At 57.4% G+C, this 18,355-nt stretch carries 13 protein-coding genes; 8 read left to right on the forward strand and 5 right to left on the reverse strand.

The features are described from left to right. Positions 1-12 precede the first annotated feature (12 nt). Positions 13-687, forward strand: coding sequence for a hypothetical protein (locus VFX97_02030; protein HEX5701979.1), 675 nt, complete (start codon positions 13-15; stop codon positions 685-687). On the opposite strand, the gene VFX97_02035 is transcribed toward VFX97_02030, so the two are convergent. Then, the gene (locus VFX97_02035; protein HEX5701980.1) at positions 659-958 is read right to left on the reverse strand and encodes a Smr/MutS family protein; all 300 of its coding nucleotides are present in this window, start codon (positions 956-958) and stop codon (positions 659-661) included. The two genes, VFX97_02030 and VFX97_02035, sit on opposite strands and share 29 nt — an antisense overlap. A 156-nt stretch (positions 959-1,114) precedes the next feature. On the opposite strand from VFX97_02035, the gene VFX97_02040 reads away from it, so the two are divergent. The 4 genes from VFX97_02040 to VFX97_02055 all read left to right on the forward strand — a co-directional run bounded on the left by VFX97_02040 (position 1,115) and on the right by VFX97_02055 (position 5,377). After that, on the forward strand, positions 1,115-1,786 hold the full coding sequence (locus tag VFX97_02040) for a succinate dehydrogenase cytochrome b558 subunit (GenBank protein HEX5701981.1): 672 nt from the start codon (positions 1,115-1,117) through the stop codon (positions 1,784-1,786). A 15-nt stretch (positions 1,787-1,801) separates the two neighbouring features. Further along, a complete protein-coding gene (sdhA, locus tag VFX97_02045; GenBank protein HEX5701982.1) occupies positions 1,802-3,700 on the forward strand; it encodes a succinate dehydrogenase flavoprotein subunit in 1,899 nt (632 codons plus the stop codon). 6 nt (positions 3,701-3,706) lie between these two features. Then, positions 3,707-4,450 (forward strand): succinate dehydrogenase iron-sulfur subunit, encoded by a 744-nt coding sequence (gene sdhB / locus VFX97_02050; GenBank protein HEX5701983.1) that lies wholly within the window; start codon positions 3,707-3,709, stop codon positions 4,448-4,450. A gap of 459 nt (positions 4,451-4,909) precedes the next feature. After that, positions 4,910-5,377, forward strand: coding sequence for a hypothetical protein (locus tag VFX97_02055; GenBank protein HEX5701984.1), 468 nt, complete (start codon positions 4,910-4,912; stop codon positions 5,375-5,377). Here the strand turns inward: VFX97_02055 and VFX97_02060 are convergent. Beyond that, positions 5,374-6,429 carry a peptidoglycan-binding domain-containing protein gene (locus tag VFX97_02060; GenBank protein HEX5701985.1) on the reverse strand — a complete coding sequence of 352 codons (1,056 nt, stop codon included), beginning with the start codon at positions 6,427-6,429 and terminating at the stop codon, positions 5,374-5,376. The two genes, VFX97_02055 and VFX97_02060, sit on opposite strands and share 4 nt — an antisense overlap. Before the next feature lie 821 nt (positions 6,430-7,250). Between VFX97_02060 and VFX97_02065 the strand changes: the two genes are divergently transcribed. Then, positions 7,251-11,168, forward strand: coding sequence for a proprotein convertase P-domain-containing protein (locus VFX97_02065; protein HEX5701986.1), 3,918 nt, complete (start codon positions 7,251-7,253; stop codon positions 11,166-11,168). Positions 11,169-11,263: 95 nt separating this feature from the next. Here the strand turns inward: VFX97_02065 and VFX97_02070 are convergent, their stop codons facing one another. After that, entirely contained in the window at positions 11,264-11,743 is a 480-nt protein-coding gene (locus tag VFX97_02070) for a hypothetical protein (GenBank protein ID HEX5701987.1), read from the reverse strand. Between the two features lie 127 nt (positions 11,744-11,870). After that, entirely contained in the window at positions 11,871-12,803 is a 933-nt protein-coding gene (gene mdh, locus VFX97_02075) for a malate dehydrogenase (GenBank protein HEX5701988.1), read from the reverse strand. 520 nt (positions 12,804-13,323) lie between these two features. Between mdh and VFX97_02080 the strand changes: the two genes are divergently transcribed. Together VFX97_02080 and VFX97_02085 are read left to right on the forward strand one after the other, a co-directional pair. Next, entirely contained in the window at positions 13,324-14,757 is a 1,434-nt protein-coding gene (locus VFX97_02080; protein ID HEX5701989.1) for an amidase, read from the forward strand. A gap of 146 nt (positions 14,758-14,903) precedes the next feature. Next, positions 14,904-15,953 carry an SPFH domain-containing protein gene (locus tag VFX97_02085; protein HEX5701990.1) on the forward strand — a complete coding sequence of 350 codons (1,050 nt, stop codon included), beginning with the start codon at positions 14,904-14,906 and terminating at the stop codon, positions 15,951-15,953. A 294-nt stretch (positions 15,954-16,247) separates the two neighbouring features. On the opposite strand, the gene VFX97_02090 is transcribed toward VFX97_02085, so the two are convergent. Then, positions 16,248-18,239 (reverse strand): tetratricopeptide repeat protein, encoded by a 1,992-nt coding sequence (locus VFX97_02090; GenBank protein ID HEX5701991.1) that lies wholly within the window; start codon positions 18,237-18,239, stop codon positions 16,248-16,250. Between the last annotated feature and the right edge of the window lie 116 nt (positions 18,240-18,355).

Raw genomic sequence — 18,355 nt, forward strand, 5'->3', positions numbered from 1 at the left:
GCGAACCAGGAAATGATTAAAATTCTCGTTTCGCTACTTCTGTTCTGCACGTGTGCTGCCGCGCAGGTCCAGTTCGAGGTGAAGAGTGCGTCAAAGCTTTACGACGTGCGGATCGAAGTTGCCGGATGCGAGGACAAGATCTGCGAGGGCCCCGCGACGTACACGCTCTTCAAAAAGAATCACCGGAGTCCATTTCAAGTCTTCAAGCTTCCTGACACCTCGTTCATGCTTGGCGAAAATGATCAGCCGAGCGCGAACATCACGCGCCTCTCCCAGCAAAGCGCGGTGAGCTTTCCTGATTACAACTTCGACGGCATTGAAGATCTCGCGTTGTGTGACGGACGGAACGGCGGTTACGGAGCGCCCTCGTATCAGATTTATCTGTTTCTGCCGCGCGCCGGACGATTCATCCTAAACGAGGAGTTTACCGAGCTTTCACAAACGGGGCGTCTCGGCGAGCTCGAACGCGATGCGCGGCGCAAGCGTCTGCGCACTTTCAGCAAATCCGGATGTTGCCTGCACATGACCGAGGAATTTGTTGTTCTTAACGACCGGCCGAAGAAGGTCCTGGAAATCGTCGAGGATGCCACGATAGCCGACGAGAAGCGGGTGAAGATTACAACCAAACGACTGGTGGGCGGACGTTGGCGGACCACAACTAAGTACGTTCCGCGAGTCGCACAATAGTCGCACCCAATCCTCCCGCCTCCGGCGGCGCATCAGTCCAATCCAATACGAAGTCAGTTCGCTCCAGCACTGCGCGTACAATCTCGCGTTGCACGCCGATGCCTTTGCCGTGAATGATGCGCACTACGCGCAAACCCTTCGCGTGCGCTTCGAGCAGGTATTCTTCAACGACTGCCTTTACTTGTTTGGGCGGAATCGTGTGCAGATCGAAGACGTCAGTGATCTCGATCACGACGGGTTCGGGGAAAGGGTTGTAGTCGTCTTCGGTCATCTAAAGTCCAAAGCACGAAGTACAAAGCACGAAGTACAACTGCCGCGTTTTGCATTTGCGCGTCGCCGCTCTATAATTTTCCTTGCTATTGCAAGCTATCAAATTCCCGCTGAGTTCGCTGACCTTGATTGAGCAAATCCGAAAAGGAGATCTCCTTTGGCGATTCGTCTGAGCCGGACTTTCGTCTTGCGAAAGCTCCATCAGTTGAGCGGCATCATGCCGCTGGGCTTCTTTCTGCTGGAGCACTTCTATACGAATTCCAAAGCCATCGCCGGCGCCGCCAGTTTCAATAAAGCGGTCGAAGATCTCCAGGCGATTCCGTACATCCTTTTAGTCGAGATCTTCGGCATCTTCATCCCGTTGATCTATCACGCGGTTTACGGCCTGGTCATCACGGCCGAAGCGCGACCCAACAATCTCGCTTATCCATATCCGCGCAACTGGTTCTACACGGTTCAGCGCGTTACCGGCGTCATTCTATTCTTCTTTATCTTGTTTCACGTTCTGAACTTTAGATTTGGAATGATTCCGGGTCTGAACACAGTTTCGGTGGCGCATCATCCCGAGCAGTCGTTCGAGATTGTTTCGCGCGAGTTCCGCATGATTCCAATCTTCATCGTCTACATGGTCGGAATCACGGCGACGGTCTGGCATTTCGCGAACGGTATTTGGCTGTTCCTCGTCGATTGGGGAATTACGATCGGCGAGCGCGCGCAGCGTCTGGCCGGTTACGCCTGTATCGGCTTTGGAGTTGTCCTGCTTTTCGTCGGCATTAACGCCGCAGTCGCATTCATCCGGCCGGGCGGATTGCTGCGCGGAATCTTGTAGCGGTCAAAACGAAAGATGGCTAGTCAAATCAATATTGCAGTTGTCGGGGGCGGCCTCGCCGGTTTGGCGGCGGCGATGAAGATTGCTGAAGCCGGGCACAACGTCGAGTTGTTTTCCGTCGTGCCTGTGAAGCGATCACATTCCGTGTGTGCCCAGGGTGGCATCAACGGCGCCGTCAACACGAAGGGCGAAGGCGATTCGACGTGGGAGCACTTCGACGACACGGTTTACGGCGGCGACTTTCTTGCCAACCAGCCACCGGCAAAAGCGATGTGTGAAATGGCGCCGGCGATCATTTACCTGTTCGATCGCATGGGCGTGCCGTTCTCGCGCACGAACGAAGGCTTATTGGATTTTCGCCGCTTTGGCGGCACGAAGCATCACCGCACAGCCTTCGCGGGAGCTTCGACTGGTCAGCAACTACTCTACGCGCTCGATGAGCAGGTCCGTCGCTACGAAGTCACCGGCAAAGTTAAGAAGTACGAAGGCTGGGAAATGATGTCGCTGGTACTCGACGATCATCAGGTGTGTCGTGGCCTGGTCGCGATGAACCTGCGCTCGCTCGAGCTGAAAGCATTCCCCGCGGACGCTGTCATCATCGCTACCGGCGGTCCCGGACTCATCTTCGGCAAATCAACCAATTCGATGGTTTGCACGGGCAGCGCAGTCGCGGCGTGCTACCAGCAGGGCGCGAAGTATGCGAACGGCGAATTCATCCAGGTGCATCCCACCTCGATCCCCGGCGAAGACAAGTTGCGTCTGATGAGCGAGTCCGCGCGCGGTGAAGGCGGCCGCGTCTGGGTGCCGCGGGGCAAAGGCGACAATCGATCGCCTTCGTCGATCCCTGAGAACGAGCGCTGGTATTTTCTGGAAGAGAAGTACCCGGCTTACGGCAACCTGGTGCCGCGCGACATCGCCACGCGCGAAATTTTCAAAATTTGTCTCGAGGGCTTCGGCGTTAGTGGCGAGAACCAGGTCTTTCTCGATGTAACGCATATCCCGGCTGAAACATTGGATCGCAAGCTCGGCGCGATTCTCGAAATCTACGAGATGTTTGTCGGCGACGATCCGAAACATGTGCCGATGCGCATCTTCCCCGGCGTGCACTACTCGATGGGCGGGCTGTGGGTTGATTTCAAGCAGCACACAAATATTCCCGGATTGCTGGCGGCGGGCGAGTGCGACTACTCGATTCATGGAGCAAACCGTCTCGGAGCGAACTCACTGGTCAGTTGCGTGTATGGCGGTTTCGTCGCGGCGCCGGCGGCGCTCGAATGGGCGAAGAACGTCGAGCGGAACGGCGCAAACGGTTCGCGGATTTACGAACAGGAAACGAAGCGCCAGCAGGAAATTAACGAGGGACTGATAAAGCAGAGCGGAACCGAGAACCAGTACAAGCTGCACGAAGAGATGGGCAAAGTGATGACCGACAACGTCACGGTTATTCGCTACAACGATCGTCTGAAAGCGACGGACGAGAAGTTGCTCGAACTGATGGATCGTTATCAGCGCATCTCGATCAACGACTCGAATCTTTGGGCGACCATGGCTTTGCCGCATGCACGACATTTGGACAATATGCTCGAGCTGGCGCGTGTGATTACGCTGGGCGCCCTCAATCGGAACGAATCGCGCGGCGCGCACTACAAACCTGACTTTCCGGAACGTGATGATGCAAACTGGCTAAAGACGACGATTGCCGAATACTCAGGTGAAGGCCCGGTGTTCTCGTACGATCCGGTGGACGTTTCCCTGATTCAGCCGCGCAAACGCGATTACTCGGCTGATAAGAAAGAAACTGCGGCGGCTTCGGGCTCGCCGCAAAAAGGCGGCGCCCCACAGATTCCGAAGAGTGACATGGAGCAGAAGCCCGGGAACTTAAGCGGACCAACGGGCGACGTCAGGGTTAGTTAGGAATCAATGAGCAAAACAGTCGAGATTCATATCAAACGCCGCGACAATCCCGACGCGCCCGCGCGCTGGGAGGAGTTCGAGATTCCTTACCGCAAGAATCTCAACGTCATCTCGTGCCTGATGGAGATTCGCAAGAATCCGGTCACCAGACAGGGCAAGCAAACAACGCCGCCGTCGTGGGACATGAATTGTCTCGAACAGGTTTGCGGTATCTGCACAATGGTGATCAATGGCCGCGCGCGACAATCATGCTCGGCGCTCGTTGATAACCTCGATCAGCCGATTAAGCTCGAACCGATGTCGAAATTCCCGAACGTGCGCGACTTGGTCGTCGATCGCTCGCAGATGTTCGATCACTTGAAACGCGTGCATGCCTGGGTCGAACTCGACGGCAGTCACGACCTCGGCCCCGGCCCGCGCATGGATCAGGAAGACGTGATGGAGCGCTACGCGTATTCGCGCTGCATGACCTGTGGTTGCTGCCTCGAAGCCTGTCCGCAGTACGATGGCGACAACTACATCGGCCCGCAGGCGATCGCGCAGGTGCGCCTCTTCAATATGCATCCGAGCGGCGCGATGGATCGCGAAGAGCGTCTGGAAGCGTTGATGGGCGACGACGGCATCACGAACTGCGGCAACGCGCAGAATTGCGTGAAAGCCTGTCCGATGAATATCCCGCTCACCCGAGCGATCTATGAAGAGAACCGCGAGACCGTCGTGCACGGTTTGTTCGGTTGGCTAAAGAAATAATCTCTCCAATTTACCGCTTGACGCTGCGCTGACGTTTCGCTATTAACGTCGAGCGCAACCTAAGAATCCGTCACCGGACGCGCATAAGCAGAAGTTGAAGATGAAAGAGGCTGGTAGTCTCTTTTCTTCTCTCTCGTGCTTCCGGTCAGCTCTTGGTTCCGTGTCTATCTTGCCGGTGAGGAAAGCCGCTTCGTGAATCATAGCCAGCGCATGATAGAGCCGGTGCTGCTTGCGGCCTCCTGGGGATCGTTGCCTACCTGGTGCTGGCAATCGCCGACCCTTACATCGGTCCGGAGACAAAGACTACGCAGGAATTTCTAGCCGCGTGGGGCACGCCGAAATACATCGCCATAAACATGGCGCTGCACTTCGCCTTCGCGGGCGCCGCTGTGCTTTGGCTGGTGTCCTTCGTCGGACTTAGACGTTTGCTGAGCTCCGAAAGCCCCAGTTTAATAGTAGATGGTGGGAACGCTTCTGGGGATCATCGCATGTGCGGTGATGGCGCAGATGATGATCATCCAGGGAAGCGTCATGAGCAAAATGGGTCAGGCGTTTATATCGGCGACCACCGAAAGCGCGCGCGAGTCAGCCGTCGCGTTGTATCGCGGCCTGCGGTTCATTGATTACGGGATGGACTTAACGTTTGATCTGTTTTTCTTTACCGGATGGATTTTGCTCGCCATTCAAATGTTGCGTCACCGCAACTTCGGTAAGGTGTTCGGCGGGATAGGATTAATTCTCTTTGTGCTGGCCGGGGTCATGAACCTGCGGGCTGCACCTGATCCGCCGGCCTTTGATGTCGGACCGATCGCCGCGCTTTGGGTGCTTGCGGTATATGTGCAGATGTTAAGAGTGGCTAACTCCGTAACCGCGTCGGCAAAGTCCGAGCCTGGCGATGAAAGTAATCCGACACTCCTCGTCCATTAGGTCGGATCAAAATTCCCATCCGAGAGCAGGGGCGAAAGGCGAAAGGCGTTCCGCCGGTTTCGCGTACTCTGAGCTTCCGGACTGTTAGCGCCGAATTGCCCGGCAACCCGGCGCACCGATTCGTCGGCCAACGCGGCCAATAATTGAGCGCCCGTCAAATTCGGTTGCGCTTGAATCACTGCGCGGAAGATACTCCGCGCGCCGCCATCCCCATGCTGATTCGCCAGATCAAGCATGAAGGCAATCCCTCGTTCTGAGGTGATCTGAGGGGCGAACCCATGCAGGAACTGGAGCGAGTTGTTAAAAGCTGCGAGTGCAGTGCGCACCTGTACTTTTTCCAGGGCCGGCTCAAGCGCGGCTCGAGTGAAGCGACCTGTCCACGGCTGGCTTATTAGATTGAACGCCGGATCGGTGGTGGTGCCGTTGGCTTTAACTCCGCCATTCGCTTTCTGAGTGTGCGCGACCATCCGCTGGGCCAGATTTGCATCGCCGTCTCCGAATACAGTTGCGAACAACTGCGGCTCATCGGTTTGAAAGGCTGACACGATGTCCCGCAGCCTTCCGGGTTTCTGCGCCCACTGAATCAACCCGTAAGACAACCCGGCGCGATCAGTGTTCCGGTTCTGTGCGTTAAAACGTCCGGCGCCTTCAAACTCGGTCGTGATGCTCATCACTCTAAGCATTCCGGTGTACGGAAAATCCAGGGTCAGAGTCAGATATCCACGCGAAGCGGTCGGGTTAGCATTCGGTTCGGTCGGGGCAGCGGCCAGAGCTCTCAGCGTCGCAGCATCGACAGTTGCGACTTGTGGGTTGCCGGGAGGGAGCACCGGTAAGCCGTGAGCTTGTTGAAAGTTCCGAACCGCAGCAGTTGTGGTTGGACCAAAGCTGCCATGCGCTGCATCGCCCTGACGCGGCATTCCATTTACGCCGTGGGCGCGAAGCAAATCTTGAACGATCCCCACGGCGGGCCGGTCACCACCGCTGTTAACGATCGGAGGCGCATTTGGATCCTGCATGAGGGCGTCGATAGTTGGGACTCCGGACTGAGCCATTCTCTTCTCCTTTAATGTTGAGCGCAGACGTTAGTGAGCAGGAAACATTTTAGGGGAGTCGCAATTACAGCGAGCTTGGTGGGACTCCTGATGTTTCGAACCGGCCGGGTTATACGCCCGTGATTAGGCGTAGTCAAGAGCGCAATCGACCCGGCCTTGACGCAAATCTTCGAGGAAGGATTGACGTCACCGTCGCCTTCCATGAAGCGATCTTATGAAGAGAATCGCAGACCTTAGTCATATCGCATTCCAGGCTGGTTGAAGCACTAGCACCTTTTCTCACTGCCCCTACAAAAGTTAATTGATTCATACAGATTTTCGTTGACAGGTTGATTTGGCTGAGATATTGTCCGCCGCATTCGACCAGAGGATGTTCCCTGACATTCAACGAGAGGGCATTCCACGTCGTCGCATCCGTTAGTCAACCATCCCCCAAACCTGCCTCGCAGCGGCGACCGCCGACTGTGCACGAGCACGCTCCGGCGGCTGACACAGTTCACGTCTCGAGAGGTTCGACCTGTGCGATTCGCAATCTCTTAAACCCAACCCCCTGGAGGTGTTCGAGTATGAGGAATCATGTGAGATGGATTGTCATGCTGACGGTTTCGTTTGCGCTCGTGACTTCAACGCTCTTTCGAGTGAGCGACGCGAAACGCAGTGATCATAAGACGCAGGCTAATGAGAGACCGCCAAGTCAGAAGGCGGCTCTTACGAAAAGTCACTTTCTACCGGCTGTCCCAAGTTCCGTCCAAGAGTCAGATTCGCTCACCCCGATAGTGTCGCGCGCGGTGGCCTTTGCCGTGTCCGAGCCGGTGAGCGAAATGGAAGAAAAGACCGAACTGTCGAACAGCATGAGACGCGGCAAGGCCGAGGCCAATCAAGAGAGGCCCGAGAAAAACACGAGTCCACCATTGAGCGGACACGAGGACTTTGACGCAACTGTTCCTTCGCAGGCGCCCAGCATTTCGCCGGCCATCCCTTCACCGGCCAGCAATTTTGAGGCTTTGAACAATAACGACAATGCAACGCATCCGGCCATCCTCGGGTTTGTTAATCCTCCGGACACGGTTGGCGACGTCGGCCCGACGCAGTACGTCCAGGCCGTTAATCTGCTGTTCCGTGTTTATGACAAGTCCGGTGTTCCACAGACGGCGCCTCAACCTATCAGCGCGTTGTTCGCTGCTCTCGGTCCGCCCTGTTCAAACAACGACGATGGCGATCCGATTGTGCTCTATGACTCGTTGGCTGATCGCTGGATCATCACCCAGTTCATGGTTTCAGGAGCGACACCCCTCTCGCAGTGCGTAGCCATCTCGCAGACCGGCAACGCCGCGGGTGCTTACTTCACCTATCGTTTTGTCATGCCGAACGCCAAATTCAACGACTATCCGAAGTTTGGTGTCTGGCCTGACGGTTACTACTGGTCGAACAACCAGTTCAATCTGGCAGGCACGGCGTTCCTCGGCGTCGGAGTCTTTGCCATGGATCGCGGCAAGCTATTGGCCGGCGATCCGACTGCGAGTTATATCTTCTTCGATCTCGAGACAACCGTTCCCAACGCCCGGAGTATGTTGCCTTCGGACGCTGATGGCCTGACGCCGCCGCCGGCCGGGGCGCCGAACGTGTTTTCCTATTTCAACGCTAATGAGTTCGTAGGCGAGACAGACTCGCTGAGGCTCTATGAATTTAACGCGGACTTTGCCAATCCGATGAGTTCCACGTTCACTCAGCGTCCGGAAAGTCCGGTTGCCGTGGCGGCATTCAGTCCACTTAATCCGGCCGGACTGGACGATATTGAACAGCCGCCGCCATCCACCGCGACGAGCGCGCTCGATTCCATCAGCGACCGTCTCATGAACAGCCTGCAGTATCGAAACTTTGGCGCGTACGAGTCGCTGATCACCAACCACACCGTCAATGTAGGTACGGGAAATACGCTGGCAACCCACCAGGCCGGAGTTCGGTACTACGAGTTGCGACGTACTTTGCCGGCCGGCTCGTGGACCGTCAACGAGCAGGCAACGCATTCCCCCGACACAAATAATCGCTGGATGGGTAGTGCGGCGATGGATCACGAGGGCAATCTGGCAGTCGGCTACAGCGTTTCGAGCACGACTGTGTTTCCGTCGATCCGATACGCCGGGCGATTCGCCGGCGACGCGCCCGGCGGTCTTTTCCAGGGGGAAGCGTCGATCCAGGTCGGAGCCGGGGTGCAAACAAATACGGGCTCGCGCTGGGGTGACTACAGCTCGATGAACGTCGATCCGACGGACGACTGCACCTTCTGGTACACGACAGAATATTACGCGACGACCGACACCACTCCGGGCAACGCGCCCTTCGGCGTCAACTGGCAGACGCGGGTAGCCAGTTTCAAAGTCAACCCGACGTGTGCCGCGCCCCAACAGGGAACCTTGCAGGTTAACGTCACGAATTGTGCGACGGGCCTGCCAGTGCCCGGGGCCCTCGTAAACATCAATGGCAACCTTTACGGCGCAACTGGAGCCGGAGGTTCGAATTCATCTCAGTTGAGCCCAGGCACCTACAACGTCACCGCGAGTGCGACGAATTACCTGTCAGGCTCGGCCAGCGCGACAATTACCAACGGCAACACCACGGTCGTTAATGTTTGTGTCACGCCGGTACCAATCATTCAGACGGCGGGCTCAACGATTACTGCTGAGAGTTGCGAAGCTCCCGACGGCGGCATTAGTCCGGGTGAAACTGTAACCATCGACTTCGGATTGAAGAACGTCGGCACCGCGCCCACTTCAAACCTCGTAGCGACGCTGCTGGCAACTGGCGGCGTTACCAGCCCCAGCGGCCCACAAAGCTATGGAGTGCTCTCACCCGTTGGACCGTCCGTTTCGCGGCCCTTCACGTTCACCGCTGATAGTTCGCTGGCGTGCGGAGACAGCATCACGGCAACCTTCGCTTTGCAGGATGGGGCGAGCAATCTTGGAACCGTGACTTTTACGTATCGACTCGGTGTTTTGGGATTCGGGTCAACGACGGCAACTTACAGCAGCGGCAACCTCACAACGCCGATTGCAGATTTAAGTACGGTCGATATTCCGATCAACATTACTGACACCGGCGCCGTGGCGGACGTCAACGTGAAAGTTCGTCTAAACCACACGTTCGACGGTGACGTTGAGTTGAGCCTCGTCGCGCCTGACGGCACCACGGTAATGCTGTCAGACAATCGCGGTGGTACCGGTGATAACTTCGGCACCGGCGCTAACGACTGCTCTGGCACGCCGACGGTGTTTGACGACTCGGCTTCAACATCGATTGTCTCAGGAAGCGCGCCATTCTCGGGTTCGTTCAAACCGGAGCAGCCTCTCGCAGGTCTCAATGGTAAAGACATCACCGGCACCTGGAAGCTGAGAGTTACCGACACGGCGAATCTGGATACGGGTACCGTGTTCTGTGTCCAACTCGAGATTAGCCGTCACGAATATCTCTGCTGTCCGTTTTCAGGCGGCGCGCCGGGAATTATTCCGAAGCCGCCGGCAACGCTGGTCAGCGAATGCGGAACAAATGGCAAGCCCGACCCAGGCGAGGTCGTCACCATGAGTTTCCCGCTTGTGAATAACGGAACCGCGCCCACGACCGATCTGGTGGCGACGTTGCAGGCGTCCGGTGGAGTTACTCCGCTCAGCGGCCCGCAGAGTTACGGCGTACTGAGCCCAATTGGCGGAGTCGCTGTAGCGCGCGACTTCACGTTTGCAGTGAGCAGCGCGATCGCTTGCGGCGGTACCTTCGTCGCGACGTTCGACTTAACAGACGGCCCGATGTTCCTCGGCACCGCGAGCTTTACCATAACGGCAGGCGGTACGGTAACGAACGTCAGTACGTTCTCGAATACCGGCGCCATCACGATTCCCGGGACGGGCACGGGAGCCACTACTGGAGCACCCGCTAACCCGTATCCATCGAACATCTCAGTATCGGGAATTGTGGGAACTGTGACGAAGGTTGTTGTCAAACTCAATGGCTTGAATCACACTTTCCCGAGCGACGCCGATATGTTGCTCGTTGGACCTGCAGGTCAGAAGTTTACAATCCTGTCGGATATCATCGGCGGTACCGACGCGGTCAACATCAACTACACACTCGACGACTCTGCCGCGGGCTTGGTGCCATCAACCGGCACTCCCGTCTCAGGGACTTTCCGGCCGACGAACTACGGTACCGGCGATCTGTTCCCGGCGCCGGCCCCGGCTGCCCCCTATCAATTCCCAGCGACAGCGGGGAGTGCCACGTTTGCCTCGGTCTTTAACGGGCAGAATCCAAACGGAACGTGGAGCCTCTATGTGGTTGACGACGCTGGCCTCGATACCGGCAGCCTCACCGGAGGGTGGACTCTGGAAATTACGACAGAGGACCCGGTCTGCGAGACCATTCCCGTGGTTGATATCACCGGTGTTTCGGTTGACAAGCCCTCGCTCTGGCCGCCGAACCACCGGATGGAAGAGGTGACGGTCAATTACAGTGTCGCCTCATGCTCGTTCTGCACTTTGAGCGTCACGAGCAACGAGCCCGTCAATGGAACGGGAGAGGGCGACACGGCGCCCGATTGGGAGATCATTGACAGCCACAAACTGCGTCTCAGAGCCGAACGCGCCGGCACAGGCACTGGTCGTGTTTACACGATAGGGATTACCTGCCAGAACGGCGTTAACACCGACGTTGAGACGGTGGTGGTCAAGGTGCCTTTCAGCCAGAAGAAGTGATTGCCCAATCCACACCGACTCTCGACGCCGGGTGTAAGCAAAAGAGGCACTGGTTAACAGCCAGTGCCTCTTTTTTCCACGCCATTGAATTTACTTCAGAGACATTTGTGAATGCGGCCTGAGTTACCCTGAGTTAGCTTAAAGGTGCCGATGTCTTCATTATTCCTTTTCAGCTGAATCGTTAGTGTCATGTCCCGATCTTTGATCGAACCGCGATAAATGGCCGGCTGCTCGTTGTTCTCGCCCATACGCTGTGGGCCGCCGCGTTCGCGCGCAAAAACACCCTTCGTCTCGAATTTTCCGTCAGCGTCCGGAGCGATCTTCTCGGTAATACGGCCGTGCGCACAGTCGAATTCGATCTCCGCACCCTCATTGCTGACTTCCATCGCGATGCTTTGACCGCCCCACGTTCCGTGCAGGTCGCGTGACTGAATGGCCTTATTCGTGTTCGCATTCATGGAGGCGTTTCCGTTGGAATTGGCGTTGGACGAGCGGCACGATGAGCCCTGCCAAAAGAAGAGCATGAGCGGCATCGCGAAGAGAAGAGCAATCGAGTTGTACCGGTTCGGGCTCATCTTCATTATCCGAAGGTCTTAGAAGCGGGCTACCGCCCTCCCTTCTTCGCTGCGAAACTGGCGGGCAATAGGCCGCCTCTAAACGTCGCGCGTTTTTCTCCTGGCGCGGGCTTCTGACACTCCCCCCTTAGATTCCGAGGACGTCGACAAGTTCCTGCACGGACGCGGCGCTCTTCTGCAAGGCGATGCGTTCCTCGGCGGTCAGCGTAATTTCGATCACCTGCTCGAGACCTTTCGCGCCGAGCTTGCACGGCACGCCTACGTACAATCCGTTCACGCCATACTCGCCTTCGAGATAAGCCGCGCACGGCAGAATCTTTTTCTTGTCCTTCAGAATTGATTCCGTCATTTCAACCGCGGCCGCAGACGGCGCGTAATACGCCGACCCGGTTTTCAGCAGCGCGACGATTTCCGCGCCACCGCCCGCCGTGCGCTTCACGATCGCGTCGATTTGTTCCTTCGGCAAGAGTTCCGTGATGGGAATTCCCGCGCAGGTCGAGTAACGCGGCAGCGGCACCATCGTGTCACCGTGACCGCCAAGCACGAATGCCGTGACGTTCTCAACCGAGACATCCAGCGCCTCCGCGAGGAAGCAACGCATGCGTGCCGAGTCCAGAACGCCGGCCATTCCGATCACACGATGTTTGGGAAATCCTGAGCGCCGCAGTGCCACCTGACACATCGCATCCAGCGGATTCGAGACGATGATGAGAATGGTGTTGGGCGAACGCTTTACGATTTCATCGCAGACCTTGCCGACAATGTCCGCGTTCGTCTTTAAAAGATCGTCCCGGCTCATTCCCGGTTTACGGGCCAGACCGGCGGTAATGATAACGACGTCTGAATCTTTCGTTTCGTCGTAGCCGTTGGTGCCGATGAGCCGCACATCGAAGCCTTCGATTGGCGCCGTCTCAGCCAAATCCAGGGCTTTGCCTTGCGGCACGCCTTCTACGATATCGACCAGCACCACGTCGCCGAGTTCTTTCGACGCCAGCCAATGCGCCGCCGTCGCGCCGACGTTTCCGGCGCCAACTACTGTAATTTTCTTTCGACTTCCCACGATTAGTCCTTTCGAGTCGCAGAGACTCAGTTGGATTGAAATTAGAGTGTTTGGAAAGCGCCGCTAGGCGCGCAATGTTTATAGTTCAAACGTTGCGACTTTTCAAAGCGCCATTCCTCTCCGTCTCCCAAAGGCAATAACATATCTGACTCACTTCTCAACGCTGACTACAGGTTGATCAGCCCGCAGGGCTGAAAGAGAGTAGCCGGGGGTTGAGCGCGCAGCGCGATTACCCCGGGACAGAATGTTGATGATTTTGACCCTGAAAGGGTTACAGAACTCTGGCACCCCTTCAGGGTGCCGAATTCTGCGCTGACGTTTCCGGGGGGCTACGCTTCGCTGCGACGCCCGGCTACTCTCTAGCAACCCTTCGGGTTGCGAACCCAATGACTCAGGTAAATTAGTGCCTTCTTCCAACGGGTGAGAAGTGAAACGGTCTGATTACAAAATCCGGGACTGGCTGCTATAAATATGCGGCTCCGACGGAGCTGTAGTGATTGCGCCCCTGGCGTTCTTCAACTTGTCTAACGATCTAACAACCAAATCAGCAGCTGAACTCGTCGCGCTGATCGGCTCGCGCGCTGTTTCACCCGTCGAAGTAGTTGAAGCTCACCTGCGCCGCATTGAGCAAGTGAATCCTGCGCTGAACGCGATTGTCACGATTGCCGAAGATGCTATCGATCGAGCGCGCGTGTGCGAGGCGGCGCTAATGAGCGGAAGCGTTGGCCTGCTGCTGGGTTTACCCGTCACGATAAAGGACACGATTGACACTCAAGGCCTGCGAACGACGAGCGGATCGCGAATTCGTGCGCACCACTTTCCCGAGGAGGATGCGGCTTCGGTGGCGCGTCTGAAAGCGGCGGGGGCGATAGTCCTCGGCAAGACCAACGTTCCTGAAATGGCCGTTCCGTACGAAACGGACAATCCGGTTTTCGGCCGCACGAATAATCCCCATAACCCGCTAACGACACCCGGTGGATCAAGTGGAGGTGAAGCAGCGGCGATTGCGGCGTGTCTGTCGCCGGCTGGCTTGGGAAGCGATCTTTCCGGATCGATTCGCGTGCCCGCGCACTTTTGCGGCATCGCCGGATTGAAACCAACGACGGGCCGTGTGGCGATGGACGGACACACGCCGGCAGCTCCTGGCGTGGTTGCTTTGGGCGCATCCATTGGACCAATGGCGAGGCGAGTTGAGGATCTAGCTCTGCTGTTTAAGGTCCTGGCCGAGCCGACGCAATTCGAGGCTGCGCAAAACGGAATCGAGGTTCTGAATCGGATAGCGCTGCGCGGGTTGCGCGTGGCGTGGTACACGGACGACGGAGTATGCCGTGTGTCAGACGAGACTCGAGCAGCAGTTCAAAGCGCCGCCAAAGCTCTGGCCGACGCGGGTCTCGAGGTAATCGAGGTTACTCCTCCGGGAATCGGAAAAGGTTCGCGGCTTTGGATCGAGTTGTTTTCTCGCGCCGCGAATACCGAAATCGCTGAGCTGTATAAGGGCAGGGAAGTTGAGGCCGGACCACAGGTAGCACGTCTGCTGCGCGAGCTCGCTGAAGCGCCTGCTGAGCTCGAAGAGAAAATTAAAACGGCCGAGCGGCTGGCCGAGGCCGTAATCGAGCGTGAGCGCTTGCGCGAAGAGTTACGGCAGTGGATGAAGGCGACGCCGCTTTTGCTGGCGCCCGTGGGCGCGACGGCTGCGTTTGAGCATGGCGCTGAACGTGTGGAAGTCAGCGGCAAGTCGATCAGCGTCTTTCGCGCGTTCAGTTACTCACAAACATTCAACGTTCTCGGATTGCCGAGCCTCGCAGTTCCTGCGGGACGCGCCGCAAATGGTTTGCCTATCGGTGTGCAAGTCGTTGGCCGGCCATTCGAAGAGCGCACCGTTCTTTCGGCGGCGGCAATCATTGAGGCTGCGTTCGGTGGTACGCACGCCTCCGGCGTGCTGACGGTACAGTAACAAGCACGTTGGGCGTACGCACGCCTCTGGCATGTTGACGTTAAATTAAAAGCACGCCGGAGGCGTGCGTACCCAGCCGCTTTCCTTCACGAACCGCTTTCGTTATATTGACGCGCGAATATTCCCTTGTCTTTCCGGAGGTATCGATGTCACTCGCAAATTTGTTTCTGTTTCAGGCTGAAGCGCTCGCCGGTTTTGTAACGATCTTTCTACTGCTTTTTCTCGGCATCTTTTTGCTGGTTGTAGCGGTGAAGACAATCAAGATTGTGCCGCAGGCGACGGTGATGCTGATCGAACGGCTCGGGCGTTTCAGTCGCGTTGCCTCGAGCGGTCTGAACATCATCATTCCGTTCTTCGACAAGCCGCGTGCCGTTTATTGGACGAATGCGCGATCGGGGATGACTTCGATCGATTTGCGCGAACAGTACATCGACCTGCCGCCGCAACCGGTGATTACGCGCGACAACGTGACGATCCACGTTGATTCGGTCGTCTACTGGCAGATCATCGATCCGATCAAAGCGGTGTACGAGATGAACGATCTGGTGGGCGGCATCGTGCAGTTAACGATTACGGGTATGCGCGCGGTGATGGGCGAGATGGACTTGGATCACACCCTCTCTTCGCGGGATCAGATCAATTCGAAACTGCGGTTGATTCTCGACGAGGCTACCGACAAGTGGGGAGTGAAAGTAACGCGCACGGACGTTAAGAACATCAATCCGCCCGAAGACGTGCGGGTCACGATGGAGAAGCAGATGACCGCTGAGCGCAACCGGCGCGCGTTGGTCTTGCAGGCAGAGGGTGAGCGGCAGGCGTCCATTACGCGGGCCGAGGGCGAGAAGCAGGCGGCGGTCACTCGTTCAGAGGGCGAGAAGCAGTCGCAAATTCTGCACGCCGAAGGCTTGGCGGAAGCGCGTCTCCGGCAGGCCGAGGCGGAGGCAACGGCGATTTCGCAGGTGGCTCAAGCTATGCAAGAGCACGGCAATCCCGCGCAGTACCTGATCACAACGCGCTACATTGAAAGCCTGCGCGACATGACCAGGAGCAACAACGCGAAGGTCATCTTCATGCCGGTGGAAACGGCGAGCATGCTTTCCAGCGTGGGCACGATCAAAGAGATGTTGTCGGAAACCGGTTTGAAGAGTCCCGACGATTCGCAGAAGCCGCCTCCGCCACCGCGACAGTTGCGGTAGGCGAGCGAAGAAATCCATTTCTGTAGCCAGGCGTTTACGCCTCTGAAGGAACTCCGTTTTCTGTAGCCCAGGCGTTTGCGCCTGGGAAAAATCGAAGGCATGAAAAGGAAGCCCCATTAATGGGGCTTCATCGCTGTTTGGGATTCACCGATCCCCCAGCCGTAAACGGCTGGGCTAGAGAAAAAGAAAGAAAACCTGCATCTTTGTCTGCGAGGCGCAGTGCGTCACTGAAAGACTTTTCGCGCTACGCGCTCAAGAGGGCAGGGATGCCCGCGCTCAGTTCACGCGCAGGCTTCAATCGGCATCACTTTCGGAGCTCTCACACTCTGCGAGGGTTTGCTGCGCAGCGGCGAGGCGGGGGGAGCCGAGCTTTTCGTATATTTCTACCGCGCGCCGAGCGTGAGGGAGGGCTTCCTTCATCTTCCCCTGTCGCACTAGAGACTTGGCCAGTAAGCGGCAACATCCGGCGAGAAAGTCTAAACGACCGAGGCTCTCGGCCAACGGCAGACCTTGGCGGGCCAGGATCTCCGCACCGGGCCAGTCGCCGCGGTCGGTGGCTAATGCGGCCAAATTCCCTATACGCGTTACGATACCTTCTGCGTTACCCACAATTAGGTCGATTCGGAGGGCCTCACGATAGTCGCGTTCGGCTGCGTCAAGCTGCCCGTCGTAACTCTCGGCATCGGCAAGGCAACTCAGGGCCGTGGCGACATCCTGAGTGTCATCGCCCAAAGTATGCAGTAGTTTCACGACTTCACGATATGCGATGATGGCGGCTGGGTAATCCTTCACCAATTCGTGCCCGAAACCGCGCAAGCTGATTGCAGCGGCTCGCTCGCGGGCGCCAGCCTTCGCTTGGCGCAAGTAGTTCTCGCTTCGGTCAGCGCAGGCAAGCACTTCGGCCGATTGCTCGCGCAAATAATGGACACTACAAGCGTGGTAGGCGTGCCAGCCGGCACTGTTGAAATCGCCAGCACTCACCGCGTGGCTCTCGGCATCGCGCGAGAGGGCGAGCCATTCATCCCACCGCCCAGAAAAATTTAGAAAAGTCGATAGCGCATCGCACACGGTCCGTAACCGACCGTTCTCCCCGGCGAGGAAGCGCGGCAGCGCGGCGGCGACAGTGGGCCATGCGGCGTCGAGCACGGGGAAGCGGTCATGATTGTCGTAGCCGTTCTCAACCACCAGGGCGTAAGCGAGGTTTTCCAGCCGGTCGCCCGTCTCACGCAATACCTCGGGCTTCTTCACCCGCAAGAAGTCGGCGACCAGCGGTACGAGCGTAAATGTCTGCAACTCCTCGCTCGGGAGGACCAGCGACCGGTTGATCAGCGACTTCAGCGCAGTCGTTACCTGCGCCTCACTCAGCAACTCTTTACGATTGCGCTCTTTGTTTGAGGATTCTACCAGCGGAGCAAAATCACTGAGCTCGGCCACGCGTTCTAATCGCTTCCCTTCGCTCTCTGACAGCGGCTTCGCGAGAGTGCGGATGTGTTCCACTTTAGCCGGCAGCGTGAAGTAAGTGAGCGCGCAAAGTGTGTGCGTCTCGGCTTCGCTGAAATCGAGGACCAAGTCCCCGAAAATGAACTCGAGCGGGTCATTCCCCTCTGGACAAGAGCGCAGGTAGAAAATGGCGTCGGTGAACGTGACGCAGCTGCCACGGCCAATCTGCCCTGCCGTCCAGCGCAACAGCAGCGGCTTGCCGCCGGTTTCGCGGTAAAGCGTGGCGCGTTCAGCATCATTAGTCTTCGCTAGAGCGGGATTGGTCTCGGCCAGCTTGGCGAGCGTCGCGAGCGCGGCCTCTTCGCTGAGTTTTTCGAGAATCAATTCCGTCGCTCCGGAGCCGATGCGCACGCGCGAGGTGAGGATGGCCTTGCAGCCGTGGGGCAGCTTATTGACGAACGTGAAAACAGTGTCGCGCTCGATTTTGAGTAGCGATTCGAGGTTATCTAGGATGAGCAGCGTCTTGGTTCCGCGCAGTGCATCGAGGAGCAGTCGCGGGCGTTCATTCTCGATTGCCTTAGCTATGTCTGGATGGCCGAGTTCTTTGGCAAGTTCATTGAGTAGCTCGGCGAGTCCGCTGATGAGGAAGCCGGAAAGATCCCGCACGCCGTCGTCGTCGAGTTCGCGGGACTTTAGCGACACGTAAACGATTTTTTCGAAAGCATCTGGCGGCGCGTCGCAGGCAGCGCGCACGGCGAGCGAAGTTTTCCCCATTCCGCCCGGGCCATCGATGAGGGCGCCCCAAGTCCGCGACTCGGGATCCAGTGCATCGGCGATCTTCTTCAATTCATCCTCGCGCCCGAAAAAGGGTTGGAGCGATGGCAGATTGTGCGGGATGGACGTGCGCGGCGTGTCGCCGCTGGCAACGACCGGCTTTGCGTAATGGTCTTTGGGCGAACCTT

The sequence above is a fragment of the Pyrinomonadaceae bacterium genome (genome assembly GCA_036277115.1).
Classification (GTDB): domain Bacteria; phylum Acidobacteriota; class Blastocatellia; order Pyrinomonadales; family Pyrinomonadaceae; genus UBA11740.